Origin of the sequence: Rhizobium sp. R693, assembly GCF_002211315.1 — a bacterium.
GTDB lineage: Bacteria > Pseudomonadota > Alphaproteobacteria > Rhizobiales > Rhizobiaceae > Rhizobium.
This window is the reverse complement of the sequence record NZ_LOKY01000023.1, coordinates 52,013-74,363: the sequence shown is the minus strand read 5'-3', so window position 1 is coordinate 74,363 and position 22,351 is coordinate 52,013. Positions and strand designations below refer to the sequence as shown.

The window sequence follows — 22,351 nt, the reverse complement described above, 5'->3', positions numbered from 1 at the left end:
GCCTTCTCCCAGCGCGGCGCCCCAGCCTCAGAGATACAGACATATGGCACTTCGCAATATCGCGATTATCGCGCACGTTGACCATGGCAAGACGACACTGGTTGACGAGCTCCTGAAACAGTCCGGCTCGTTCCGCGAGAACCAGCGCGTCGCAGAACGCGTCATGGACTCCAACGATCTGGAAAAGGAACGCGGCATCACGATTCTTGCCAAGGCGACCTCGGTCGAGTGGAAGGGTGTCCGCATCAACATCGTCGACACCCCTGGCCACGCCGATTTCGGTGGCGAAGTCGAGCGTATTCTCTCGATGGTGGACGGTGCGATCGTTCTGGTCGACTCGTCGGAAGGCCCGATGCCGCAGACGAAGTTCGTCGTGTCGAAGGCGCTGAAGGTCGGCCTCCGCCCGATCGTCGCGATCAACAAGATCGACCGTCCGGATGGTCGCCACGAAGAGGTCATTAACGAGGTCTTCGACCTCTTCGCGAACCTCGACGCAACAGACGAACAGCTCGATTTCCCGATCCTCTACGGTTCGGGCCGCGATGGTTGGATGAACGTCAATCCGGAGGGCCCGAAGGATCAGGGTCTTACGCCGCTTCTCGACCTCGTGCTCAAGCATGTTCCCGAGCCGACCGTCCACGAGGGCCCGTTCACGATGATCGGCACGATCCTCGAAGCCAACCCATTCCTCGGCCGCATTATCACCGGCCGCATTAATTCCGGCTCGATCAAGCCGAACCAGGCCGTTAAGGTTCTTGGCCAGGATGGCAAGTTGATCGAAAACGGCCGCATCTCGAAGATCCTCGCGTTCCGCGGCATCGAACGCACCTCGATCGACGAAGCGCATGCAGGTGATATCGTCGCGATCGCCGGCCTCTCCAAGGGCACGGTTGCCGACACCTTCTGTGATCCGGCCGTGACAGAGGCACTGACCGCGCAGCCGATCGACCCGCCGACCGTCACCATGTCCTTCATCGTCAACGACAGCCCGCTGGCCGGTACCGAAGGCGACAAGGTCACCTCGCGCGTCATCCGCGACCGTCTCTACAAGGAAGCCGAAGGCAACGTCGCTCTCAAGATCGAAGAAGCCGAAGGCAAGGATTCGTTCTACGTCTCCGGCCGCGGCGAATTGCAGCTTGCGGTTCTGATCGAAACCATGCGCCGCGAAGGCTTCGAACTGGCCGTGTCGCGTCCGCGCGTCGTCATGCACCGAGACGAGAACGACCAGCTGATGGAGCCGATCGAAGAAGTCGTCATCGACGTTGATGAAGAGCATTCCGGCGTCGTCGTGCAGAAGATGTCCGAGCGCAAGGCTGAGATGACCGAGCTGCGTCCTTCGGGCGGCAACCGCGTTCGCCTGGTGTTCAACGCACCGACCCGCGGCCTGATCGGCTACCAGTCGGAACTGCTGACCGATACGCGCGGCACCGCCGTGATGAACCGTCTGTTCAAGGACTACCAGCCCTACAAGGGTGAAATCGGCGGCCGTACGAACGGCGTTCTCTTGGCAAACGCTGCTGGCGAAGCCGTGGCCTATGCCATGTTCAACCTGGAAGATCGCGGCCCGATGATGATCGAGCCCGGCGAAAAGGTCTACATGGGCATGATCATCGGCATCCACTCCCGCGACAACGACCTCGAGGTCAACGTCTTGAAGGGCAAGCAGCTGACCAACATCCGCGCCGCCGGCAAGGACGAAGCCGTCAAGCTGACGCCGCCGATCCGCATGACGCTCGACCGCGCGCTCTCCTGGATCCAGGACGACGAGTTGATGGAAGTGACGCCGAAGTCGATCCGTCTGCGCAAGATGTATCTTGACGCGAATGACCGCAAGCGCTTCGCCAAGGCGAAAATGGCCTGAGCATCCAAGCGTCTTGAAGTCCCTTAACCCCGGCCATCGTGCCGGGGTTTTTTATTGTGTGCCGCGTCGAATCCGGCTTGTCGCAATAGTTAAATAAGCGTTAAATTTCAGCTGTCGTCCACATGTTAAGTCTGTGGGCAAAAGGCCTGAATGCGCCGTGCGTGTATGGTTAATTGCCGACAATGGGACCAGAGTAAGCGCTATGAAGACGTTGTCGATCGATGTTCGGCGGGCCGAACCGCACGATTCCCGAGCCATATCGGAAGTGCATCGGCTTGCGTGGCAGCACACCTATGCGGGGATCATTCCGCATCGTGCATTGCGGCAGATGATCGAGCGTCGCGGCGAGAATTGGTGGCGCAAGGCTACCCGCGGGCCCGCTACGCTGCTCGTTCTCGACGTCGCTGGTACGGTCGCAGGCTATGCAACGCTCGGCCTCAATCGCGCCCGTGCCCTGCCGCAGGAAGGCGAGATCTACGAGCTCTATCTTCGGCCGGAATACCAAGGGATTGGCCTCGGACACATGCTTTTTGGTGAGGCCAGACGGCTTTTGAAGTCGCTCGGCTGCAACGGACTGGTTGTCTGGTGCCTCGAGGAAAACGAGACTGGCGCGCAGTTCTATCGCAGCCACGGCGGCGTCGACTATTGCGAGGGCATGGAAACTTTCGACCAAAAGCAGCTGAAGAAAATCGGTTTCATCTGGGGTTGAAGCGCCGAGCTTTGAGCTAGGTTTTTTCACCGGAATTGGCTTGCCTGACAGCGTTTTGTCTGTCGCGAAAACTTGCAAATCATATTCAACTTATATAAGTCGCGCCTCATGCTTTTGATCCGCGTGGGGGAACAAGTATGTTGGACGGCTTTTGGACGCGTATCGACCGCATGGGCGATAGGCCGGCCCTGTTGCTGCCGTTTCGACCTGCAATCACGTACAGTGAACTCGCCGATCGTGTTGCGTCGCTAAGCGGTGCGTTGGGCACGAGCAAGAAACTCGTCGCGATCGAGGCCGCACAATCCGAGCATTCGATCATTGCCTATCTCGCAGCCTTTGCTGGCGGGCACGCCGTCGCGTTGCTGCCGCCCGAGGATGGCATGGCGTGGTCGTCCTTCATGGAGCGATTTGCGCCTGAGATCGTCTACCGCCGCGAAGGCAGGCGCTGGCGGTTGATGGAAGCAAACCACAGTTCCAGTGACGCGGCCGTGCATCCTGACCTCGCCCTGATGCTGGTAACATCAGGCAGCACGGGCAGCGGCAAGGCCGTGAGACTGTCGAAGACGGCCGTCGCCGCCAATGCAGAGCAGATCGCCGGCTATCTTGGCCTGCACGCGGGCGATATCGGCGCGCTGGTCCTGCCGCTTCATTACTCCTACGGATTGTCGGTGCTCAATTCCCACCTAGCGGTCGGTGCCGCCGTCTGGATGCCCGGGACATCGGTCCTCGAGCCGACATTCCTGGATGATTTCCGGGCGGCGCGATGCACGAATTTCGCAGGTGTTCCGCATTCCTACGAGCTTCTGGAGCAACGTGGATTTCGCGAACAGAGCTATCCTGATCTTCGCTTCATGACAGTTGCCGGAGGACGCATGGAGCCGGAGACCGTCCGACGCTATCATGGCTGGCTGCAGGGCGAAGGACAGCGCTTCTTTGCGATGTACGGGCAGACAGAGGCCACGGCGCGAATTGCCTATGTCCCCCCTGAGCACCTGCCAGGGAGTGCTGATCGGATCGGGGTTGCGGTGCCGGGCGGTGAACTGTGGTTGGTTGACGACGAGGGCATGAGGATCACGGGCTCGGATATTGCCGGTGAACTCGTCTATCGCGGACCAAACGTGATGCTCGGTTACGCCGAGACGCGCCAAGATCTGGCGGGGGGCGCTGATATCGAGGAGCTTCGGACCGGCGATCTGGCCACGCACGATAAGAACGGGCTGTTTCGAATCACGGGCCGCCTGCGACGGATGTCTAAGATTGGCGGTGTCCGTCTCGGTCACGATGCGTTGGAAACGGCGCTGGCTGTGAAGGGTATTACAGCCGCTGTCGTTGGCAATGACCAGCAACTGCTTGTGGCCTTTGCGGGTCCGCAAGCTGAGGAAGACGTTCGTGAGGCGCTGGCGGTGCTTGCGGGTATCGGCTTGCCGCAGGTGCGCGCAATCGCCACTAAGGAACTGCCACGGCTGACCAACGGCAAGATCGACTACGAACAACTCCGCTTGCGCATGGAAGAGGAGCCGGCGCGCGCGAAAGCAACGGTCATCAGCCTGTTTCGCGAGGTGTTTTTCCCCCAGCAAGTGTCGCCCCAGGACAGCTTTGCAGAGCTTGGCGGAGATTCGCTGCGTTATCTCGAGCTTACGGTCGGTCTCGAGCGGCTGCTCGGCACGGTACCGGATGGTTGGGAAAAGATGAGTGTCGGTGCTCTTTCGGCTCGATCGCATTCGACGAGCGCCCAGCGAACGATCGCCAGCGATATTCTCTTGAAATCGATCGCCATTCTATTGGTCGTGCTGCACCATGCGACGCCGTGGCCCATTCCGGGTGGTGCCGGAACAATGCTCGTGCTGTGCGGATACGGGCTCGCACGCTTTCAATCCCGTGCGCTTTTCGCCGGTGACCTCAGGCGCTTTTTGCGACCGCTTGGTCTCGTTCTCTGGCCCTACTACCTGGTCATTTTCGGTTTCAGTATTGCCTGGGGCGCAATGCCGTGGGCCTCCGTGTTTCTTGTTGGAAACCTCGGCTTCGCGCAGCCAGAGCGGCACGAGATGCTGCCTTATCTTTACTGGTTCGTGGAAGCCTTTGCGCAGTTGTTGCTGCTTTGGGGCGCTCTGTTTGTCGTGCCGCCCGTTCGGCGTTTCGCCGGGAAGGATCCGTTCCGCTTCGGCATGCTGCTGCTGGCTCTTGCAGTGCTCGCACACTTTGTTATCCCAGCGCTTTGGCCAGTTGGCCAAAGGCAGATATTCACTCTTGCCTGGGTGCTGCACCTTGCGGTTTTCGGATGGTGCACGGCTTTTGCGAATTCCGCGGGAAGACGGCTTGCCGTAATCGCCGCTGGATGCGTGGTCATGCCGCTCATGGCCTATACAGGCGGAAACTGGGCGGGTTCATGGATCCTTTACAGCATGCAGGTGCCGGTGCTTGCGGTACTTCTCTATCTGCCTCGGGTGAGGCTGCCGGCGCCGCTGGCTGCCGTCCTCGTTTCGATCGCAACCGCGAGCTATCACATCTACCTGCTGCATCGCATCCTGCCTGAAGCCTTGTTTGATACCGGTAATCCCGAGACCTTCACGGCGCCGCTGCCGGTCGCGATCTCGGTAGCATCCGGCTTGGTGACCGGCATACTTACCTACCGGCTGCAGCGTCGAATGATGCTTGGCCACCACTTGTGGAAAGGGCTGAGGCAACTCGGTCGTCACCTCCGCCACATTCCCTTGAGCCAACAAGTGACGCTGCTCGGGTCCGGCACGACCCTTGCTCACGACCAACACGGAAGTCGTGTGTCGTCTTGAGGGGTGGCTTGTCGACGCCCGCAGGCGGACCTGAAATCCGCACTGGCGTGTTGCGTTGCGGGATGATTCCCAGTATCTGGCAACCATCGACTTAACCTTAGAGGGAAGCTCTATGCGCATTGACGCGATTTCCATCGGCAAGAACCCGCCGGAAGATGTCAACGTAATCGTTGAGGTGCCCGTTGGCGGCCACCCGATCAAGTACGAGATGGACAAGGAAGCCGGTACGCTCGTTGTCGATCGTTTCCTCTATACGCCGATGACCTATCCGGGCAATTACGGCTTCGTGCCGCACACGCTTTCCGAAGACGGCGATCCGATCGACGTCCTGATCGCCAGCACGCGTCCGCTGGTTCCGGGCTGCGTTATCAACGTGCGCCCGATCGGCGTTCTCAAGATGGAAGACAATTCCGGCAAGGACGAGAAGATCATCGCCGTGCCGTCGCCAAAGCTGACGCTGCGCTATGAGAAGGTGAAGGACCACACCGATCTTCCGGAGATCACGCTGAAGCAGATCGAGCACTTCTTCGAACACTATAAGGATCTCGAGCCCGGCAAGTGGGTGAAGATCTACGGTTGGGGTGACTCAAAGGAAGCCGGACAGCTGATCCTTGAGGCGATCGAACGCTACAAGAAGGACAAGGCCTGATCAGTTCTCGATAAGGGCTTTCAGTTTCCTGATCAAATCCTCCGGGTCGCCATCGATCCGGAGGATTTTTTTACGCGAGGTTTCGCCTGAGGCGAGGCTGACCGACGACTTTGCGACGCCAAGCGACTTGGCCAGCAGTGTTACCAACGCCTTGTTCGCCTTGCCCTTCTCAGGAACGGCAGTCACTCTGACTTTGAGGTGGGGCTTGCCCTCGGCGTCCGTCTCCACGCTGTCGATTGCATCGCGTCCGCCATTTGGCGTCAAACGAACCGTCAGAGCTATATGGTCGGTGAATGCGGCCCAGGGCCAGTTCATGCCACCAGCGGGAAGATCGAATTCCACATCAGCGAGCGCACGAAGAAGATGATCAGCAGCAGGATGATTGGCGAGATATCGATGCCGCCGAGGTTCGGCAGCACGCGGCGGATCGGTCGCAGCAGCGGTTCGGTCACGTTGTAGAGGAACATGCCGACCGAATTGACGAACTGATTGCTGGAGTTGATTACGTTGAACGCGTACAGCCAAGAAAAGATGGCGCTGGCGATCAGCACCCAAGTGTAGAGATTCAACGCCAAATCAATGGTTTGAAAAAGCGCAAGCATTGCCGTCTCCAGTTCGTTGTTGACAGACATGTAGACATTGGCGACTAAACGGGCAAGTGCTCTCTCGAAACGCATTGTAAATCATGTTTAACAGCGGCGTCGTGCGTTGGCGTCTGGCTTGTTGTCCTGGAAAACTTCCATGTCCTTTTCGCCAACCGGAGATCGTTTTGCCGCGTTCCGGCATCCGTCTTACACCCGGTTCTTTTTCGCGCGATTTCTCCTATCCTTTTCGCAGCAGATCGTCAGTGTCGCGGTTGGCTGGCAGATGTACGACCAGACTGGCAGCGCGATCTATCTCGGCCTGATTGGCCTCGTGCAATTTCTGCCGTCGCTGGTCCTGATTCTTGTTACGGGGTCCGTTGCCGACCGGCATAACCGACGTGTGATCGCCGCCATCTGCTCGCTCGTCAGCGCCTTGTGTACGCTGGCCCTGCTGTTGATGACGATAACGGGCACGTTCTCGCCGTTACCTGTATTTGCCGTTCTGCTGGTTTTCGGCATCGAGCGCGCCTTCATGTCGCCCGCAGTGCAATCGCTGGCGCCGAACCTGGTGCCGCCGCAGGATTTGTCGAATGCCATCGCCTGGAATTCGTCTTCGTGGCAGCTCGCGGCGATCACAGGGCCCGTTCTTGGTGGTCTCCTCTATGGCGTCAGCCCGCATGCGGCTTACACCGTCGCTGTCGTCTTCGCCGCCCTTGGCGCCGCACTGCTCTATATGATCCCCAAGCCGCCGCAGAAGACGACCGGCGAAGCCAAGAGCTGGGATATGATCCTCGGTGGCTTCCGCTTCATCCGTGTCGAAAAAGTCGTGCTCGGCGCCATCTCGCTCGATCTCTTCGCGGTGCTGCTTGGTGGGGCGACGGCACTGATGCCGATCTTCGCGCGCGATATCCTGACGCTCGGCCCCTGGGGGCTCGGCCTACTACGCTCGGCGCCGGGCGTCGGCGCGATCGCCATGGCGATTTTTCTCGCTGCCTATCCCCTCAAGCATAGTGCGGGCATTGCGATGTTCATCGGCGTCGCCCTGTTCGGCATCGGCACGATCGTATTCGGGTTCTCGACCAGCACGGAACTGTCAATCGCAGCTCTGGCCATCATGGGTGCGGCCGATATGATATCCGTCTATGTGCGGGAGAGCCTGATCGCCCTTTGGACGCCGGACGAATTGCGTGGCCGGGTCAATGCCGTCAACATGGTCTTCGTGGGTGCTTCCAACGAACTCGGCGAATTTCGAGCGGGCACGATGGCTTCCATTTTCGGTGCCGTGCCTGCTGTTGTCATCGGCGGCATCGGAACACTTGCCGTGGCGGCGATCTGGGCAACGAGCTTCCCGAAGCTGCGCAGAATCGACACGCTTGCTGCGCCGGAGCGCCGAGAGCCGGTGTAACGGCCTTCAGGTAGAGACGATGAGCTCCGCTTCGATTTCGACTGGAAAGTTCAGCGGCAGACCGGCAACGCCGATCGCGGATCGGGAGTGACTGCCAACCTCCGGTCCGAACACCTCAATGATCAGTTCGGTGAAACCGTTGATTACGGCTGGCGGATTGGCAAAGCGCGGCGCGCAATTCACCATACCGAACACGCGGCACCAACCGGTAATGCGATCGAGACTGCCCAACTCCCGCTTCAGGCTGCCCAACATGGAAAGAGCTACTTTCCGAGCAGATGCCTTGGCCTCCTCAATGGAGATGTTCTCGCCGACGGCTCCAAACGGGCCGGCGGGCGTGCCATCGGTATTTTGCGGACCATGGCCGGACACGAATGCGCGATTGCCGCGCACATTCACCCAGGGAAATGGAAGGACCATGTTGGAAGGCAGTTTCAGGGGTTGCGGTAGAACCAATCCCATCGCGGCAAGTCTCTGCTCGTAGTTAGCCATGGAACTCCTCCGGAAATAGCTTTGGTCGTCACTGTTCGGGCACGGCAATTCCAAGATCTCATCTCGGATCGGAACGCATTCTTGCTGGTGAGTATCGCCAGAGTGGCAGTGCATGCGATTCTAGCACGACGCGGTGCAGGGCGCACGTTGCTAAGCGGGAAGGGCGGCTTTGGATGTTGCGAAGGATTTGGACGTCTTGCCCTCGAAAACAATATCGAGGAACTCGTTCAACCATGCTTTCAGCGGCGCGTCGAATAGCATGCGCCCTTCCAGATGTTCGCGACCCTGCTGCGCGTTCGGAAGGATGAAGCGATGCGCGCCATGAACCACCCAGCGGTGCATCATCGCGCGTGTCAGCTCGGCATGGAACTGCAGACCCCAGGCATGGCCGTCATAGCGAAAGGCCTGATTGGGATAGGTGTCGCCTTCCGCCAGCAACTCCGCGCCATGCGGCAGGTCAAAGCCTTCGCGGTGAAAATGATAAACCATCCTCGGCCAGTGCATCAGCAGACGGCCTTTCTCGGTCGGGCGTAGCGGATACCAACCGATCTCGGTGGAACCATCGGCATTCGCCTGAACCTTGCCGCCGAGTTGCCTGACCAGCATCTGTGCGCCAAGGCAGATGCCGAGCAGCGGGCGTTTTTCCCTTAGCGGCACATCGAGCCAATTGATCTCCGTCTTGACGAAATCATCCGTATCATTGGCGCTCATTGGTCCGCCGAAGACGACGGCGCCCGCATGTTCGGCAAGCGTCGAGGGAAGCTTATCGCCAAGAACCGGGCGCCGGATATCGAGCCGATACCCCTTCTCGACCAGCAGTTGACCGACCCGGCCAGGGCTCGAGTGCTCCTGATGCAGAACAATCAGGACCGGAGGTTGGCCGGGCTCTGGCAAGCGGTCAGTCGGCATCGTCCTGTACCACCTCGACGTCTGTGACTCGGCGGGCTGCTTCCTGCCGCTTCTGGATCCGCTCGCGCGCGGAAACACCGAGAAGTTCGGCGATGCGCCAGATCGCGTCATCCTCCATCTCGCTGCGCTCGCCATCGGCATACACGATGTCCCAGAGGATCCCGATCAGTTCGAGCCTCTGTTCCGTGTTGAGGTGGCGCTTGAGATCCGAGGTGAAGCGGTAGTAGTCGACAGCATCGCTTTCCGCCTCCTGGCCAGCGGCCATCAGTGCATCGAGTTGCTTGCGGTCGAGCCCGTACTGGTCTTTCAGCAGCTTGCGAAGCCGCTTTGTCTCGCTGTCCTTGACCTGCCCGTCCGCCTCCATGACCTGCATGCAGAGCGCGGCCACCGCGATGCGTGGATCGTCGGGCGCGAAACCTTTCTTTGCATTGTCGGAAGTCAGATTCTGAAAGAATTCCTGGAAGCGTTCGAACATTTAGATCCTGTTTGTCTAGAAAAGGCGAAGCCGTGTCTTGGGTTCTGGCTCTGCCGCTGGATTGCGAACACCGGGATCGTCCGGCAGGCCGCCAAAGAAGGGGCGCGGTTCGGGTGAAGTTGCTGCGTCCGCCGCTTGCTTGCTGGGCGCCGGCGGTTTCGAAGATGGACGCACTGCCTCGGCTATCGTGGCAGCTCGCTCCAGTTCGATGATGCGGTGATCGCTGGCCATGCGTTCGGTGCGACCATCGCGGACGGGCGGCAGTGTTTTCAATGCGCTGTCGATGGAGATCGTTGTGCTCTCATCGACCGTCTTATCGACATGGTCGAACGGTGCCTTCCAGACAAAGGCATCCAATCGACCGGTGACCGGCGAGAGCGGTAACCATTTGTCGGAAACGAAGCCATCCGCCACCCATGCCGGATCGCGCGGCGCCTTGAGCGCCTGCGCTAGCCAATGGCGAATGCGGCCCTGATCGCCGGTTTCGGCCTCCTCGATATCGGCCAGCAGCAGGAAGGCGGCTTCGCGTGGCTCGATACGGGCAGCGGCTTCCGCCTTGGCGCGGGCCTTGGCAAAATCCTGAGTGTCGAGAGCGGCCTGCGCCACGAGAAGCAGGGATTCGACGTTGTTTGGCCGCATTCCCTCCAGACGCTCGGCGCGCTTGAGGCGGTCGGCAGCAGAATCGCCGCTGCGGGCGCGAACATAGGTGCGGCCGATGTCCGGGTGCGGCGCGGACTTCCACGCCTGTTCAAGGACGGATGCCGCCTTGCGCAGCTTGTCTTCGCGGAACAGCGCCTTGGCGGCGATGATTGCGGCGGGTTCGAAGTCGGCGGCGAGCTTGAGGGCATACGTGGCATCATCGCGCGCGCCTGCCGGATCGCTCTCGAGTTTCTCGGTGGCGCGAGCCGTCAGCAAAACGGCACGAAGCCTGTCAGCCTCGGCCTTTTCGATGACACGACCCGCCTTTTGCTGCTCCAGCAGGCGGATCGCATCATCCCAGCGACCGGCCTGACTGCGATACTCGAGCGTTGCCTGGGCGGCCCACTGCAAATAGGGTGCGTTGTCCGCGGCCTTTTCCGCATATTGGCGCGCGGCCTCATTGGCGCCCAGCCGCTTGGCTTCGAGATACAGGCCGCGCAAACCCAGTTCACGAGTTTCCGGATCGTTGGTCATCTCTTCGAACTTGGCGCGGGCTTCGTCGTGACGGCCCTCGATCAACGCGGCCTGTGCCTCGAGGAGCGCGATCAGTGGCTCCTGGTCGGCGCGAATCAAGCCGCGCGAGCGGGCGGCCATCTTGCGGGCCAACAGTGCATTGCCGGCGCCTGCTGCAATCAGGCCGGTCGACAGCGCCTGATAGCCGCGATCGCGCTTGCGGGCACGAAAATAGCGGCTAACCGAATAGGGCGAATTCCAGATTGTCCGCAGCAGCCACCACAGGATCATCACGACCGCAATGAGTGCGATCAGGGCGCTTGCGGCCACGATCAGACGGGTTTGGTAGAGTTGCCCTTCCCAGATCAATGAAAGATCGCCCGGGCGATCGGCCAGCCAAGAAAATCCATAGCCAAGTACGAGGACGAGGACGGCGAATATGACGAGCCTGATCATGCCTCAGCCCTCCTTGCCGGCATTGGAAACGGCCTTGGATAGGGCACTGCCCACGAGATCCTCGACGCGGATGCGGGCTTCCAGCGATTGCTTGAAGGCGGCGGATGCCTGTTTCGCCTGAGCCGGCAGATCGGCCCATTCGGCTGCGGCGCCCGGCAAGTCGCCATTCTTCACCTTGTCTTCCATGCGTGCGGCGATCGCCTCGACGCTCTCACCCTCAATGTTACCAACGGGGCGGACCGTCACCAGCGACTTGGCGCTCGCCATCAACCGGTCGGACCAACTCTGGTTGGCATCGGTCTGATTGATGGAATCGACGATAGCCGTTGCGACGTCCGGCACCTGTCGGACAAGCTCGGCGCGCGAGGGAACGCCGGTCTCCGCGAAATTGCGCAGATCCGCGGTGGCAGGATCATCGGGCGAGACCCCCGCAAAGGTGTCGAGCTCGGCAACGAACGGCCCGCCGCGATCGATCGCCGCCTTCAACGCGGCGGCGGCGATGGCCTTGGCGACGGCGACGTCCTGCCGCGGTTCGTTGAGCTTCTTTTCCGCTTCAGCCAGACGTTGCTCGATATCCGCGTTATTGGAGGTTTTTTGCTCCGAGGCTTGCGTGACGGCGCCACGCAACTGATCGATCTGGGCGGTCAGGTCGGCAATCTTCTGATTGAGAGCGTCGACCGAGGTTGTGTCGGCGGGCACAGCGGGCGAGGTCTTTGCCGTCGCCTCCAACGCTGCAATGCGCTGTTCCAGCGCACCGTTATCGGACGTAGCGGGGGTAGCGGCGAGATTGGCGACCGATTGCTTGAGGCCGTCGATCTCGGCGGAGAAATTGGCGATCTCGGCGGATGGTGTCTCGGGCGTGGACGAACCCGGCAGGTAGCCCGCATATTGAATGGCGCCTGCACCGACAAGCGCGATCAAGCCGCCGACAATACCGGCGGCGATCAGGCCCGATGTGTTGCTGCGCTGCGGGGCGGGCGACGCTGGCAAAACCGACTCATTCGTCGCGAGCTCGGGTTCGGCAGCAGCCTTTGGCGTTTCGTTAGGCAACGGCTCGCTGGTCAATTCGGGTTGCGCCGGAGGCTCATCCGCAGGGCTCACATCCGATGCGCCAGTCGGCTCCTCGGCTTTCGTTTCGGTATCCTTGGCAGAAGCAAATTCCTGCGTATCCAGATCGATTGTGACCGGCTCTTCGGTGTTCTTCGAGTGGCGAGGCGGATTTCCTGGTGCCATGAGATCCTCTTACTTATGCATTGCAACGAAACTAGTCAGTGATGCCAGTCAAGAAAAGAGGTTAGATAAAATTTGGGCGCACAAGGCGTTCAAAGGAGCGACAAAAGGCTGCTCTCCTCCGGCATCACAGCGATGCTGACGGTGCCCCGCAGCGATGCCGGGACCCCTTCGGCAACCGATTTGCTGAGGCAGAGAAGACGTATTCCATCTGTCCGGCCTGACCGCATCCGCACTTCGGCCGCGCGGAAGAAATTTTCGGCTGTTTGGCGTGAATAAAAGAGGATTGCATCCGGCGGTTGCTGCTCAAAGATCGTGTCCAGCGTTTGTGGGGCGATCGGTGTCGGCTCCATCCGGTAGCATTCCGAGACGGTGATCTTCAGGCCGATTTCGTGCGCGCGCTTCTCGAAGGTCTCCGCTCTCGGCGAGCCGGCGAGATAGAGAACCGGGCCGCCTGCCTTTTTCGCGATCGTCTCGGCAAGCTCGGTGCCGCTGCCGCCCGATGCCGTGACGGAGATAAAACCGATCGCTCGCGCTTCTTCGGCCGTCGCATCCCCGACCGCAAAGACCGGGCGTTTGAGATGGGTAGCTAGCTCGACGTCAGGCTTTGCGAGTGCCCTGATCGCTTCGGCGCTGGTGATCGCGATAGTGCCCTTGGTCATACGCAAACCGCGCAACGCCGCATTTGCATCGTGAACCGGTCGTGACAGGGGCAGCAATATCGGTTCGTGTCCCAGGTCGCGAAGACGCCTGGCGGTGCGCTCGCCCGAATGTCGAGGACGGGTCACGAGCACGCGCATCGAGACATCAACTCCAGTCGTCGAAGAAGCTGCTGCCGGCGCGCGCGCGGATCTCCTGCCCGGCACGGGTTCCCAATGCCGCCGCATCGCGCCTGTGGCCATCGACGGTAACGGCATGCTGGTTACGGCCGTCCGGCGTGATGATCAAACCAGAGAAGCGCACCTGGTCACCTTCGCAGACGGCGTAACCGGCGATCGGCGTGCGGCAGGAGCCGTCCAAGGCGGCGAGGAAGGCCCGCTCGCAGGAAACGGCATCGAAGGTTGCGGTATCATTGATGGGAGCAAGGAGCGCGTCGATGCGGGCATCACCAATACGGCTTTCTATGCAGATCGCACCTTGAGCGGGTGCGGGCGGAAAGGTTTCCGCGGCGAGGATATCGGTTATCACCTCGACCTTGCCGAGCCGTTTCAATCCGGCGAGCGCAAGCAGCGTCGCATCGACCTGGCCTTCCTGCAGCTTTCTAAGCCGCGTATCGACGAGGCCACGGAAGGTAATGACGTTGATATCAGGACGCATCCGGCGGATCAGCGCCTGGCGGCGAAGCGACGAGGAGCCGACAGTCGCGCCATGAGGCAGGTCGATCAGCTTTGGCGCTGTGCGCCCGATCACCGCGTCGCGGACATCCTCGCGCGGCAGGTAGGCGGACAGACAGAGCCCCTCGGGAAGCTGTGTCGGCATGTCCTTGGCGGAATGCACGGCAATGTCGAGGTCGCCGCTCGCAAGCTGCTGCTCCAACTCTTCCGTGAAAAGTCCCTTGCCGCCGATCTCGGCCAGTGAGCGGTCGGTGATACGATCGCCCTTGGTGCTCAGCACGACGACTTCGAACATCTCTTCCGGCAGCCCATGCGCCGCCATCAGCCTGTCACGTGCTTCGTGAGCCTGAGCGAGCGCCAGCGGGCTGCCTCGAGTGCCGATCCGGAAAGGTTTTGTTTGCATCCGCATTGATCCGTTGTTACCGGAGTTCCTCGTAAACAGGTTTAAGACCCATCGCAATCAACGATCAGGTTTCATGGCGCCCTTTCTACGCATCCTCGGCATCGAAACAAGCTGCGACGAAACCGCAGCGGCAGTGGTCGAGCGAGCTGTCGACGGGCAGCCGACGGTGCGTTCGGACGTCGTCTTGAGCCAGCTCGAGGAGCACAGCGCTTATGGCGGTGTTGTACCCGAGATCGCCGCCCGCGCCCATGTCGAGGCTCTCGACACGCTGATCGATGAAGCCTTGAAACGCGCCAATGTGTCGCTCTCCGATATCGATGCCATCGCGGCAACCTCGGGGCCGGGCCTTATCGGTGGCCTGCTCGTCGGCCTGATGACCGGTAAGGCGATCGCCAAGGCGTCCGGAAAACCGCTCTATGCCGTCAACCACCTCGAAGGGCACGCGTTGACGGCGCGGCTGACGGATGGGCTTGCATTTCCCTACCTGATGCTACTCGTGTCCGGCGGCCACACCCAGCTTATTCTCGTGCGCGGCGTCGGGCAATACGAGCGTTGGGGTACGACGATCGACGATGCGCTCGGCGAAGCCTTCGACAAGACGGCGAAATTGCTGAGCTTGCCTTATCCTGGCGGGCCGGCGGTTGAGCGCGCGGCCAAGAGCGGTAACCCGGACCGCTTCAATTTTCCGCGACCTCTGGTCGGGGAGGCGAAGCTCAATTTCTCGTTTTCCGGTCTGAAGACAGCCGTGCGTCAGGCGGCAACCGAGATCGCGCCATTGACCGAGCAGGATGTCGCGGACATCTGCGCCTCCTTCCAGAAGGCGATCTCACGAACGCTGAAGGATCGCATCGGTCGCGGGCTCGCGCGCTTCAAGGCGGAGTTCCGAAATGTCGAAGGCGGACCGGCCCTGGTGGTTGCCGGTGGGGTCGCGGCCAATCTGGAGGTTCGCAGTACCTTGCAGTCGCTGTGCGACAAGCATGGCTTTCGTTTCGTAGCGCCGCCGCTGCATTTGTGCACGGATAACGCTGTGATGATTGCCTGGGCAGGTCTGGAGCGAATGGCAACCGACGTCGAGCCGGATGACCTCGATGTGCAGCCGCGCTCGCGCTGGCCACTGGATTCCAATGCCGAGACGTTGCTTGGCTTCGGCAAGCGTGGAGCGAAAGCATGAGCGAAAAGATTGCCGTCGTCGGAGCTGGAGCTTTCGGAACGGCGCTTGCCGCAGTGATTGCCCTGACGGAGAGCAATGCGGTAACGCTTATCGGCCGAGACCCGGAGCTGATCGCCGACCTGAAGGCCGAGCATCGGCATGGCGCCGCCTTGCCGGGCATTGCGTTGCCGGAGTCGCTAGACTTTTCCGCCGAACCGGACGCGATCGGTGATGCCGACATCGTGCTCTTCGCGATGCCCTCGCAGGCGCAAGCGGACGCAGCGAGGCAGTACCAGCCTTATCTCGCAAGCAATGCCATTGTTGTCACCTGTGCCAAGGGCATCGAGCGGGCAACCGGCAACCTGCTGACCGACATGCTGGAGCGCGAAATACCCGGCCACGCGATCGCTGTGTTGTCCGGACCCGGCTTTGCTGCCGATATCGCGAAGGGATTGCCGACGGCGATGGCAATCGCCGCGGCGGATATGGATGTCGCCGAAAGGCTGGCCCATGCGATTTCCGGGCGGACGTTCCGGCTCTATGCCTCGTCTGACCGGATCGGCGTCCAGCTCGGCGGAGCGCTGAAGAACGTTTTGGCGATTGCCTGCGGCATCGTCGAGGGGGCCGGTATCGGCGACTCTGCACGAGCGGCGCTGATTGCGCGCGGACTTGCCGAAATGTCGCGCTTTGTCGTCGCCAAAGGCGGGCAGGCGGATACGGTGCGAGGGCTCTCTGGCCTCGGCGACCTAGTGTTGACGGCGACCAGCCATCAGTCGCGCAACCTGCGCTTCGGCATTGCGCTCGGTCGCGGCGAGACCGTCAATCCCGCCCATGGCGACCTCGTCGAGGGCGCTTTTGCGGCAGCAGTGGCGTCACGTCTGGCGCAGTCGCTCAACGTCAGCATGCCGATTACCGATGCAGTTTCGGCTATCATCGAAGGTAAGCTCGGTATTGCCGAAGCCATCGATCAGCTCATGACGCGTCCGATTACGACTGAATAGGAGTTCCGATATGCTTTTTGCTCTCCTCTGCAAGGATAAGCCCGATCACCTCAATGTCCGCATGGAGGCACGGCCCGCCCACGTGGAACATCTCAACAAGCTCAATGCCGAGGGTGTGCTGAAGATGGCCGGACCGTTTCTCGATGGCGAGGGCAAGCCGTGCGGCAGCCTCGTCATCATTCATGCCGATACGATCGAAGCAGCCAAAGCGCTGGCGGACAACGATCCCTACACCAAGGCCGGGCTTTTCGAGAGCGTCGACATCAAGCCCTTCAATTGGGTCTTCAACAATCCGGAGGCATGAGCGTGGCGCATTGGCTCTACAAATCTGAACCGTCTGCCTGGTCCTGGGAGCAGCAAAAGGCGGCCGGCGAGAAGGGCACGGAATGGACCGGTGTCCGGAACTATCTTGCCCGCAACAACATGCGGGCGATGCAGCTGGGCGACAAGGGGTTTTTCTACCACTCCAATGAGGGTCTCGAGATCGTCGGTATCGTCGAGGTCTGCGCTCTGTCGCATCCGGACTCGACCGCCAAGGGCGACGACCGCTGGGACTGTGTCGATATACGTGCCGTCTGCGACGTGCCCAAGCCGGTTTCATTGAAGGACATCAAGGCCAACGAAAAGTTCGCCAAGATGTCGCTCGTCACCTCCATGCGCCTGTCGGTGCAGCCGGTAACGGATGAGGAGTATCTGGAGATCTGCCGCTTGGGCGGCCTCGACAATCCACCCCGCTGAGCAGTCGTTGAAAACCGATCCCGAAATCTTCATCCGCGCTAATACCAGCGTGATGACGCCGCCGCATGTGCCGGAAATTCGATTGCACTTGGCGGACGAAGCCCATGACCTGTGGCTGAAAACGGAAGAGGAGCTGGCGGAAATCGGCCTGCCGCCGCCCTTCTGGGCGTTCGCCTGGGCGGGCGGTCAGGGTTTGGCGCGGTACATACTCGACAATCCTGATATCGTTGCCGGCAAGCGCGTTCTTGATTTCGCCACAGGTTCCGGCCTCGTGGCGATTGCGGCAAAGATGGCGGGAGCGGCCAAAGTCGTTGCTGCCGATATCGATCCGTGGACCGAGACCGCTGTGCGGCTGAATGCTGGCCTGAACAAGGTCGAGGTGGACTTCACCGGTGCCGATTTGATCGGCGGCAAGGTCGAGACCGATATTCTGCTCGCCGGCGATGTCTTCTACGACAGCGATTTTGCCTCTTCCATCATTCCATGGTTCGAGACGCTCAGCCGCCAGGGCCTCGCCGTCCTGATCGGCGACCCGGGACGCAGTTACCTTCCCAAGGAGAACCTGGAATTCTGCGCGGTCTATCAGGTTCCGGTCACCCGGGCGCTTGAAGACAGCGAGGTGAAGAAAACGACCGTTTGGCGTTTCACGGCCTGATCACACAGACGCCGGCCTCGTAAGAGCAACTGCTGCTCTTTGTCGTGACGTCGATCACCTTGGCCATTGGCGCAAGCGCTACGCTTGGTCTGGAACCAGGGAAACTATAGCCACTAGCGGTCACATACGTCCCACCATTGGTATCGTAGGCGTACGACGAGCCCGCATAGGTGCCGCTGACGCCTCCGCCCTGCGGTGGTTGAACGAGGACGATGACATTGCGTCCGCCATAGCCATATCCATAGCCATTGCTGCCGCGATACGGAAATGAAGCGCGCTTGATCAGAGGCGTGTAACCGGGGCGATGGCCGGGCCCACCGTATCCATCCGAGAAACGGATGCGTCCATCGTTCCATCCACGAAAGGGACGCCCGACGATTGTAGGCGCATGGTGCCTCATGAATCCCTTGCCACCGTGGCGAAAGAACGAATTCCTGCCGAAATCGTCCGCCGAGGTCGGCAGCGCGATCAAAGCGGCAGCTGCGAGGGACACGAGCGTGGAGATGATTTTCAGCATCGCGCGAATCTCCGAAAATGAGATGGTTAACAAAGCGTTAACAGCAAAATGCGCCAAAAGTCGTCCGTTGTCCAGAAGACGTCGCAGCGTGCCGCCTGCATCGAGCACCAGCCGGGGCGTCAAGCACAGTTCGCGCCACCCAGAGACGCAAATCGATTAAATTAAATTGGGGGTGCAATTATACTTGTCGTTAGGGGCTTACGTGATTAAACGTCGCCATTGATGCGACGCACACAAACAAATTTGTCATTCGTGTGGTCGCCTTGAATGCTCCCGCATGTAGGAGCGCAGAGAAGACGCCGCGAGGTTCTGATGGCGAATGTGACAAATAATCGGCCCCTGTCGCCGCATTTGCAAATTTACAAACCAATCCCCACCATGATCATGTCGATCGTTCACCGTATCACCGGTGGCGCACTCTACGTGGGCACGCTGCTGGTCGCCTGGTGGCTGATCGCGGCTGCGACTGGCCAGGCCTACTATGATTGGGTCAATTGGATCCTCGGCAGTATCGTCGGCAAGCTCGTACTGCTCGGTTATACCTGGGCATTGCTGCACCATATGGTTGGTGGCTTCCGTCACTTCGTCTGGGATCTCGGCTACGGCTTCGACAAAGAAGTCTCGACCAAGATGGCCCAGGCTTCCATCGTCATATCGCTCTGTCTGACCGTGCTGGTCTGGGTGATCGGCTTCCTTATTCGTTTCTGAAGGTTGTTCTCATGGATATGCGCACCCCTCTGGGTAAGGTTCGCGGCCTTGGCTCGGCCAAGGAAGGAACCGATCATTTCTGGCGCCAGCGCGTCACGGCGGTTGCCAATGTGCCGCTTTTTCTCTTCTTCATCATCTTCATGATCGTTCACGCAGGCGAGCCATACGCCGACGTGGTTCACGCGCTGTCGAACCCGCTCGTTGCGGTTATCATGGGCTTGATGGTCGTTTCCGGCGTCATCCACATGCGGCTCGGCATGCAGGTCATCATCGAGGACTACGTTCACGGCGAATTCGCCAAGATCGGCCTGTTGATGCTGAACACCTTCTTTTCGATCCTGATGGCGGGGCTCTGTCTCTTCGCCATTCTGAAAATTGCATTCGTAGGATAACCGTATCATGGCACCGACTTCACCCGCTCAGAATGGGAAGGCCTACAAGTACGTTGATCACTCGTATGATGTGATCGTCGTTGGCGCTGGCGGCGCTGGCCTTCGCGCCACGCTTGGGATGGCCGAACAGGGTTTCCGCACCGCCTGCATCACCAAGGTATTCCCGACCCGCTCGCACACGGTCGCGGCCCAGGGAGGCATCGCCGCCTCGCTGCAGAACATGACGCCGGACAGCTGGCAGTGGCACCTCTACGACACCGTCAAGGGTTCCGACTGGCTCGGCGACGTCGACGCCATGCAGTATCTCACCATGGAAGCGCCGAAGGCGGTCTATGAGCTTGAGCACTACGGCGTTCCCTTCTCGCGTAACGAGGAAGGCAAGATCTACCAGCGCCCGTTCGGCGGCCACATGCAGAACTTCGGCGAAGGCCCGCCGGTCCAGCGCACCTGCGCCGTTGCCGACCGTACCGGCCACGCCATCCTGCACACGCTCTATGGCCAGTCGCTGCGCAACAACGCCGAGTTCTTCATCGAGTATTTCGCGCTCGACCTGATCATGTCGGATGACGGTAGCCGCTGCACCGGCGTCGTCGCCTGGTGCCTCGATGACGGCACGATCCATCGCTTCGCCGCCAAGATGGTAGTGCTGGCGACCGGTGGCTATGGCCGCGCCTACTTCTCGGCGACGTCGGCGCACACCTGCACCGGCGATGGTGGCGGCATGGTGGCACGTGCCGGGCTGCCCCTGCAGGACATGGAATTCGTGCAGTTCCACCCGACCGGCATCTACGGCTCCGGCTGTCTGATCACCGAAGGCGCGCGTGGCGAAGGTGGTTACCTCGTGAATTCCGAGGGCGAGCGCTTCATGGAACGCTACGCCCCTTCGGCCAAGGATCTTGCCTCGCGCGACGTCGTTTCGCGCTGCATGACGCTTGAGATCCGCGAAGGCCGCGGCGTTGGCAAGAACAAGGACCACATCTTCCTGCATCTCGACCATCTCGATCCGGCCGTTCTGCACGAGCGCCTGCCGGGGATTTCCGAGAGCGCGAAGATCTTCGCCGGCGTCGACGTGACGCGAGAGCCGATCCCGGTGCTGCCGACCGTTCACTACAACATGGGTGGCATTCCCACGAACTATTGGGGCGAAGTGCTGAACGCCGACAGCTCCAATCCGGAACGCATCATCCCCGGCCTGATGGCGGTCGGTGAAGCTGGTTGCGCCTCGGTGCACGGCGCCAACCGCCTCGGCTCCAACTCGCTGATCGACCTCGTGGTCTTCGGTCGGGCGGCCGCGATCCGCGCCGGCGAGGTCATCGACCGCGCGGCACCGGTGCCGCATCTGAACGTCGCTGCCTGCGACAAGATCATGGATCGCTTCGACAGCCTGCGTAACGCCAGCGGCGGCACGCCGACAGCCGTGCTACGCGAGAAAATGCAGCGCGCCATGCAGGAAGACGCCGCCGTGTTCCGTACGCAGGAATCGCTGGAATCGGGCTGCAAGCGCATTTCGGCCATCTGGCAGGAGATGCGTGACATCAAGGTCACCGACCGCTCGATGATCTGGAATTCCGACCTCGTCGAGACACTGGAACTGCAGAACCTGATGGCCAACGCCATCACCACGATCTACGGCGCCGAAGCCCGCAAGGAGAGCCGCGGTTCTCACGCCCGCGAAGACTACACGGAAGGCGCATTCGCTGGCCGCGACGACGTCAACTGGCGCAAGCACACGCTCGCCTGGGTCAACGAGTCAGGCGACGTCAAGCTCGACTACCGCCCGGTGCACACCGAGCTCATCGCAGAGGGTATCGATCCCAAGAAGATCGCGCCCAAGGCTCGCGTGTACTAAGAGGAACTGGACATGGTTGAACTCGCACTTCCCAAGAACTCCCAGATGCGCGAAGGCAAGGTGTGGCCGAAGCCGGCTGGCGCCAAGAATACCCGCGAATTCCGCGTTTACCGCTGGAGCCCGGATGACGGCCAGAACCCGTCGATCGACACCTTCTACATCGATGTCGACGATTGCGGCCCGATGGTGCTCGACGGCCTGCTCTACATCAAGAACAAGATCGACCCGACGCTGACGCTGCGCCGTTCCTGTCGTGAAGGCATTTGCGGTTCCTGCGCGATGAACATCGACGGCACGAACACGCTCGCCTGTACCAAGGGCATGGACGAGATCAAGGGCTCGGTGAAGATCTACCCGCTGCCGCATATGCCCGTGGTCAAGGATCTGGTTCCCGACCTCACCAACTTCTACGCCCAGCATCGCTCGATCGAGCCGTGGCTGAAGACGGTTTCGCCGACGCCGGCCAAGGAATGGAAGCAGAGCCACGAGGATCGCCAGAAGCTCGACGGCCTTTATGAGTGCATCCTGTGCGCCTGCTGCTCGACCTCCTGTCCGAGCTACTGGTGGAACGGCGACCGATATCTCGGTCCGGCCGTTCTCCTGCAGGCCTATCGTTGGCTGATCGACAGCCGCGACGAAGCAACCGGCGAGCGTCTCGACAATCTCGAGGATCCGTTCCGCCTCTATCGCTGCCACACGATCATGAACTGCGCGCAGACCTGCCCGAAGGGTCTGAACCCGGCCAAGGCGATCGCCGAAATCAAGAAGATGATGGTCGAGCGCCGCGTCTGATCGATCCAGCAAGAGGGCCGCAAATGCGGCCCTTTTCTTTATCCGATCACGAAGCCTTGATTTACCCGGGATTGCGCCAAATTTGTCTCGCGGCTACGGCG

24 protein-coding genes are annotated in these 22,351 nt (G+C 60.7%); 14 read left to right on the top strand and 10 right to left on the bottom strand.

Annotated features, from left to right (window positions below; translation table 11 throughout):
* The first annotated feature begins 43 nt into the window (after positions 1-43).
* The 4 genes from typA to ppa all read left to right on the top strand — a co-directional run bounded on the left by typA (position 44) and on the right by ppa (position 6,008).
* Positions 44-1,861, top strand: a complete 1,818-nt coding sequence (typA, locus tag ATY79_RS18035) for a translational GTPase TypA (RefSeq protein ID WP_088692970.1) — start codon at positions 44-46, stop codon at positions 1,859-1,861.
* 202 nt (positions 1,862-2,063) lie between these two features.
* The gene (locus ATY79_RS18030) at positions 2,064-2,570 is read left to right on the top strand and encodes a GNAT family N-acetyltransferase (protein ID WP_088692969.1); all 507 of its coding nucleotides are present in this window, start codon (positions 2,064-2,066) and stop codon (positions 2,568-2,570) included.
* A gap of 137 nt (positions 2,571-2,707) precedes the next feature.
* Entirely contained in the window at positions 2,708-5,359 is a 2,652-nt protein-coding gene (locus ATY79_RS18025) for an AMP-binding protein (protein WP_088704539.1), read from the top strand.
* A 112-nt stretch (positions 5,360-5,471) separates the two neighbouring features.
* On the top strand, positions 5,472-6,008 hold the full coding sequence (gene ppa, locus ATY79_RS18020; protein WP_088692967.1) for an inorganic diphosphatase: 537 nt from the start codon (positions 5,472-5,474) through the stop codon (positions 6,006-6,008).
* Here the strand turns inward: ppa and ATY79_RS18015 are convergent, their stop codons facing one another.
* A complete protein-coding gene (locus ATY79_RS18015) occupies positions 6,009-6,323 on the bottom strand; it encodes a DUF167 domain-containing protein (protein WP_088692966.1) in 315 nt (104 codons plus the stop codon).
* The gene (locus ATY79_RS18010) at positions 6,320-6,610 is read right to left on the bottom strand and encodes a YggT family protein (protein WP_016556606.1); all 291 of its coding nucleotides are present in this window, start codon (positions 6,608-6,610) and stop codon (positions 6,320-6,322) included. Before ATY79_RS18010 ends, ATY79_RS18015 begins: the two co-directional genes overlap by 4 nt.
* Before the next feature lie 139 nt (positions 6,611-6,749).
* Here ATY79_RS18010 and ATY79_RS18005 point away from each other — a divergent pair, with 139 nt between their 5' ends.
* Positions 6,750-7,997, top strand: a complete 1,248-nt coding sequence (locus ATY79_RS18005) for an MFS transporter (protein ID WP_088692965.1) — start codon at positions 6,750-6,752, stop codon at positions 7,995-7,997.
* A gap of 6 nt (positions 7,998-8,003) precedes the next feature.
* Here ATY79_RS18005 and ATY79_RS18000 read toward each other — a convergent pair whose 3' ends face one another.
* From ATY79_RS18000 to hemC, 7 genes are all read right to left on the bottom strand, one after another.
* The gene (locus tag ATY79_RS18000; RefSeq protein WP_088692964.1) at positions 8,004-8,489 is read right to left on the bottom strand and encodes a RidA family protein; all 486 of its coding nucleotides are present in this window, start codon (positions 8,487-8,489) and stop codon (positions 8,004-8,006) included.
* A 150-nt stretch (positions 8,490-8,639) separates the two neighbouring features.
* Positions 8,640-9,398: a glutamine amidotransferase gene (locus ATY79_RS17995; RefSeq protein ID WP_088692963.1), complete on the bottom strand. Its 759-nt coding sequence runs from the start codon at positions 9,396-9,398 to the stop codon at positions 8,640-8,642.
* Complete coding sequence (locus tag ATY79_RS17990) at positions 9,388-9,873, bottom strand: TerB family tellurite resistance protein (RefSeq protein WP_088692962.1); 486 nt, start codon at positions 9,871-9,873, stop codon at positions 9,388-9,390. Before ATY79_RS17990 ends, ATY79_RS17995 begins: the two co-directional genes overlap by 11 nt.
* 15 nt (positions 9,874-9,888) lie before the next feature.
* Positions 9,889-11,481 carry a heme biosynthesis protein HemY gene (locus ATY79_RS17985; protein ID WP_088704538.1) on the bottom strand — a complete coding sequence of 531 codons (1,593 nt, stop codon included), beginning with the start codon at positions 11,479-11,481 and terminating at the stop codon, positions 9,889-9,891.
* Positions 11,482-11,484: 3 nt separating this feature from the next.
* Positions 11,485-12,714, bottom strand: a complete 1,230-nt coding sequence (locus ATY79_RS17980) for a COG4223 family protein (RefSeq protein ID WP_088692960.1) — start codon at positions 12,712-12,714, stop codon at positions 11,485-11,487.
* 89 nt (positions 12,715-12,803) lie between these two features.
* Positions 12,804-13,511, bottom strand: coding sequence for a uroporphyrinogen-III synthase (locus ATY79_RS17975; protein ID WP_088692959.1), 708 nt, complete (start codon positions 13,509-13,511; stop codon positions 12,804-12,806).
* 7 nt (positions 13,512-13,518) lie between these two features.
* The gene (gene hemC, locus ATY79_RS17970) at positions 13,519-14,448 is read right to left on the bottom strand and encodes a hydroxymethylbilane synthase (RefSeq protein WP_088692958.1); all 930 of its coding nucleotides are present in this window, start codon (positions 14,446-14,448) and stop codon (positions 13,519-13,521) included.
* 73 nt (positions 14,449-14,521) lie between these two features.
* Here hemC and tsaD point away from each other — a divergent pair, with 73 nt between their 5' ends.
* Genes tsaD through ATY79_RS17945 form a run of 5 tightly spaced genes read left to right on the top strand, consistent with a single transcriptional unit; the run spans position 14,522 to position 17,992 of the window.
* Positions 14,522-15,619, top strand: a complete 1,098-nt coding sequence (tsaD, locus tag ATY79_RS17965) for a tRNA (adenosine(37)-N6)-threonylcarbamoyltransferase complex transferase subunit TsaD (RefSeq protein ID WP_088692957.1) — start codon at positions 14,522-14,524, stop codon at positions 15,617-15,619.
* Positions 15,616-16,599 (top strand): NAD(P)H-dependent glycerol-3-phosphate dehydrogenase, encoded by a 984-nt coding sequence (locus tag ATY79_RS17960; RefSeq protein ID WP_088692956.1) that lies wholly within the window; start codon positions 15,616-15,618, stop codon positions 16,597-16,599. The genes tsaD and ATY79_RS17960 overlap by 4 nt, the downstream gene beginning before the upstream one ends.
* 10 nt (positions 16,600-16,609) lie before the next feature.
* Positions 16,610-16,903: a YciI-like protein gene (locus ATY79_RS17955; RefSeq protein ID WP_088692955.1), complete on the top strand. Its 294-nt coding sequence runs from the start codon at positions 16,610-16,612 to the stop codon at positions 16,901-16,903.
* Positions 16,904-16,905: 2 nt separating this feature from the next.
* Entirely contained in the window at positions 16,906-17,337 is a 432-nt protein-coding gene (locus tag ATY79_RS17950; RefSeq protein WP_088693229.1) for an EVE domain-containing protein, read from the top strand.
* A 7-nt stretch (positions 17,338-17,344) separates the two neighbouring features.
* A complete protein-coding gene (locus tag ATY79_RS17945) occupies positions 17,345-17,992 on the top strand; it encodes a methyltransferase (protein WP_088704537.1) in 648 nt (215 codons plus the stop codon).
* Here the strand turns inward: ATY79_RS17945 and ATY79_RS17940 are convergent.
* Positions 17,982-18,509, bottom strand: coding sequence for a hypothetical protein (locus ATY79_RS17940; RefSeq protein WP_088692953.1), 528 nt, complete (start codon positions 18,507-18,509; stop codon positions 17,982-17,984). The two genes, ATY79_RS17945 and ATY79_RS17940, sit on opposite strands and share 11 nt — an antisense overlap.
* A 312-nt stretch (positions 18,510-18,821) precedes the next feature.
* Between ATY79_RS17940 and sdhC the strand changes: the two genes are divergently transcribed.
* The 4 genes from sdhC to ATY79_RS17920 are packed head-to-tail and all read left to right on the top strand — an operon-like array spanning position 18,822 to position 22,250.
* The gene (gene sdhC, locus ATY79_RS17935; protein WP_088692952.1) at positions 18,822-19,217 is read left to right on the top strand and encodes a succinate dehydrogenase, cytochrome b556 subunit; all 396 of its coding nucleotides are present in this window, start codon (positions 18,822-18,824) and stop codon (positions 19,215-19,217) included.
* Positions 19,218-19,228: 11 nt separating this feature from the next.
* A complete protein-coding gene (gene sdhD / locus ATY79_RS17930) occupies positions 19,229-19,609 on the top strand; it encodes a succinate dehydrogenase, hydrophobic membrane anchor protein (RefSeq protein WP_088692951.1) in 381 nt (126 codons plus the stop codon).
* Between the two features lie 7 nt (positions 19,610-19,616).
* A complete protein-coding gene (gene sdhA / locus ATY79_RS17925; protein WP_088692950.1) occupies positions 19,617-21,458 on the top strand; it encodes a succinate dehydrogenase flavoprotein subunit in 1,842 nt (613 codons plus the stop codon).
* Between the two features lie 12 nt (positions 21,459-21,470).
* The gene (locus ATY79_RS17920) at positions 21,471-22,250 is read left to right on the top strand and encodes a succinate dehydrogenase iron-sulfur subunit (protein WP_088692949.1); all 780 of its coding nucleotides are present in this window, start codon (positions 21,471-21,473) and stop codon (positions 22,248-22,250) included.
* Positions 22,251-22,351 lie beyond the last annotated feature (101 nt).

Excerpts from the sequence above, each read along its gene's own strand:
- typA (WP_088692970.1), top strand. The coding sequence starts at position 44 with ATGGCACTTCGCAATATCGCGATTATCGCGCACGTTGACCATGGCAAG.
- ATY79_RS18030 (WP_088692969.1), top strand. The coding sequence starts at position 2,064 with ATGAAGACGTTGTCGATCGATGTTCGGCGGGCCGAACCGCACGATTCC.
- ATY79_RS18025 (WP_088704539.1), top strand. The coding sequence starts at position 2,708 with ATGTTGGACGGCTTTTGGACGCGTATCGACCGCATGGGCGATAGGCCG.
- ppa (WP_088692967.1), top strand. The coding sequence starts at position 5,472 with ATGCGCATTGACGCGATTTCCATCGGCAAGAACCCGCCGGAAGATGTC.
- ATY79_RS18015 (WP_088692966.1), bottom strand. The coding sequence starts at position 6,323 with ATGAACTGGCCCTGGGCCGCATTCACCGACCATATAGCTCTGACGGTT.
- ATY79_RS18010 (WP_016556606.1), bottom strand. The coding sequence starts at position 6,610 with ATGCTTGCGCTTTTTCAAACCATTGATTTGGCGTTGAATCTCTACACT.
- ATY79_RS18005 (WP_088692965.1), top strand. The coding sequence starts at position 6,750 with ATGTCCTTTTCGCCAACCGGAGATCGTTTTGCCGCGTTCCGGCATCCG.
- ATY79_RS18000 (WP_088692964.1), bottom strand. The coding sequence starts at position 8,489 with ATGGCTAACTACGAGCAGAGACTTGCCGCGATGGGATTGGTTCTACCG.
- ATY79_RS17995 (WP_088692963.1), bottom strand. The coding sequence starts at position 9,398 with ATGCCGACTGACCGCTTGCCAGAGCCCGGCCAACCTCCGGTCCTGATT.
- ATY79_RS17990 (WP_088692962.1), bottom strand. The coding sequence starts at position 9,873 with ATGTTCGAACGCTTCCAGGAATTCTTTCAGAATCTGACTTCCGACAAT.
- ATY79_RS17985 (WP_088704538.1), bottom strand. The coding sequence starts at position 11,481 with ATGATCAGGCTCGTCATATTCGCCGTCCTCGTCCTCGTACTTGGCTAT.
- ATY79_RS17980 (WP_088692960.1), bottom strand. The coding sequence starts at position 12,714 with ATGGCACCAGGAAATCCGCCTCGCCACTCGAAGAACACCGAAGAGCCG.
- ATY79_RS17975 (WP_088692959.1), bottom strand. The coding sequence starts at position 13,511 with ATGCGCGTGCTCGTGACCCGTCCTCGACATTCGGGCGAGCGCACCGCC.
- hemC (WP_088692958.1), bottom strand. The coding sequence starts at position 14,448 with ATGCAAACAAAACCTTTCCGGATCGGCACTCGAGGCAGCCCGCTGGCG.
- tsaD (WP_088692957.1), top strand. The coding sequence starts at position 14,522 with ATGGCGCCCTTTCTACGCATCCTCGGCATCGAAACAAGCTGCGACGAA.
- ATY79_RS17960 (WP_088692956.1), top strand. The coding sequence starts at position 15,616 with ATGAGCGAAAAGATTGCCGTCGTCGGAGCTGGAGCTTTCGGAACGGCG.
- ATY79_RS17955 (WP_088692955.1), top strand. The coding sequence starts at position 16,610 with ATGCTTTTTGCTCTCCTCTGCAAGGATAAGCCCGATCACCTCAATGTC.
- ATY79_RS17940 (WP_088692953.1), bottom strand. The coding sequence starts at position 18,509 with ATGCTGAAAATCATCTCCACGCTCGTGTCCCTCGCAGCTGCCGCTTTG.
- sdhC (WP_088692952.1), top strand. The coding sequence starts at position 18,822 with ATGGCGAATGTGACAAATAATCGGCCCCTGTCGCCGCATTTGCAAATT.
- sdhD (WP_088692951.1), top strand. The coding sequence starts at position 19,229 with ATGGATATGCGCACCCCTCTGGGTAAGGTTCGCGGCCTTGGCTCGGCC.
- sdhA (WP_088692950.1), top strand. The coding sequence starts at position 19,617 with ATGGCACCGACTTCACCCGCTCAGAATGGGAAGGCCTACAAGTACGTT.
- ATY79_RS17920 (WP_088692949.1), top strand. The coding sequence starts at position 21,471 with ATGGTTGAACTCGCACTTCCCAAGAACTCCCAGATGCGCGAAGGCAAG.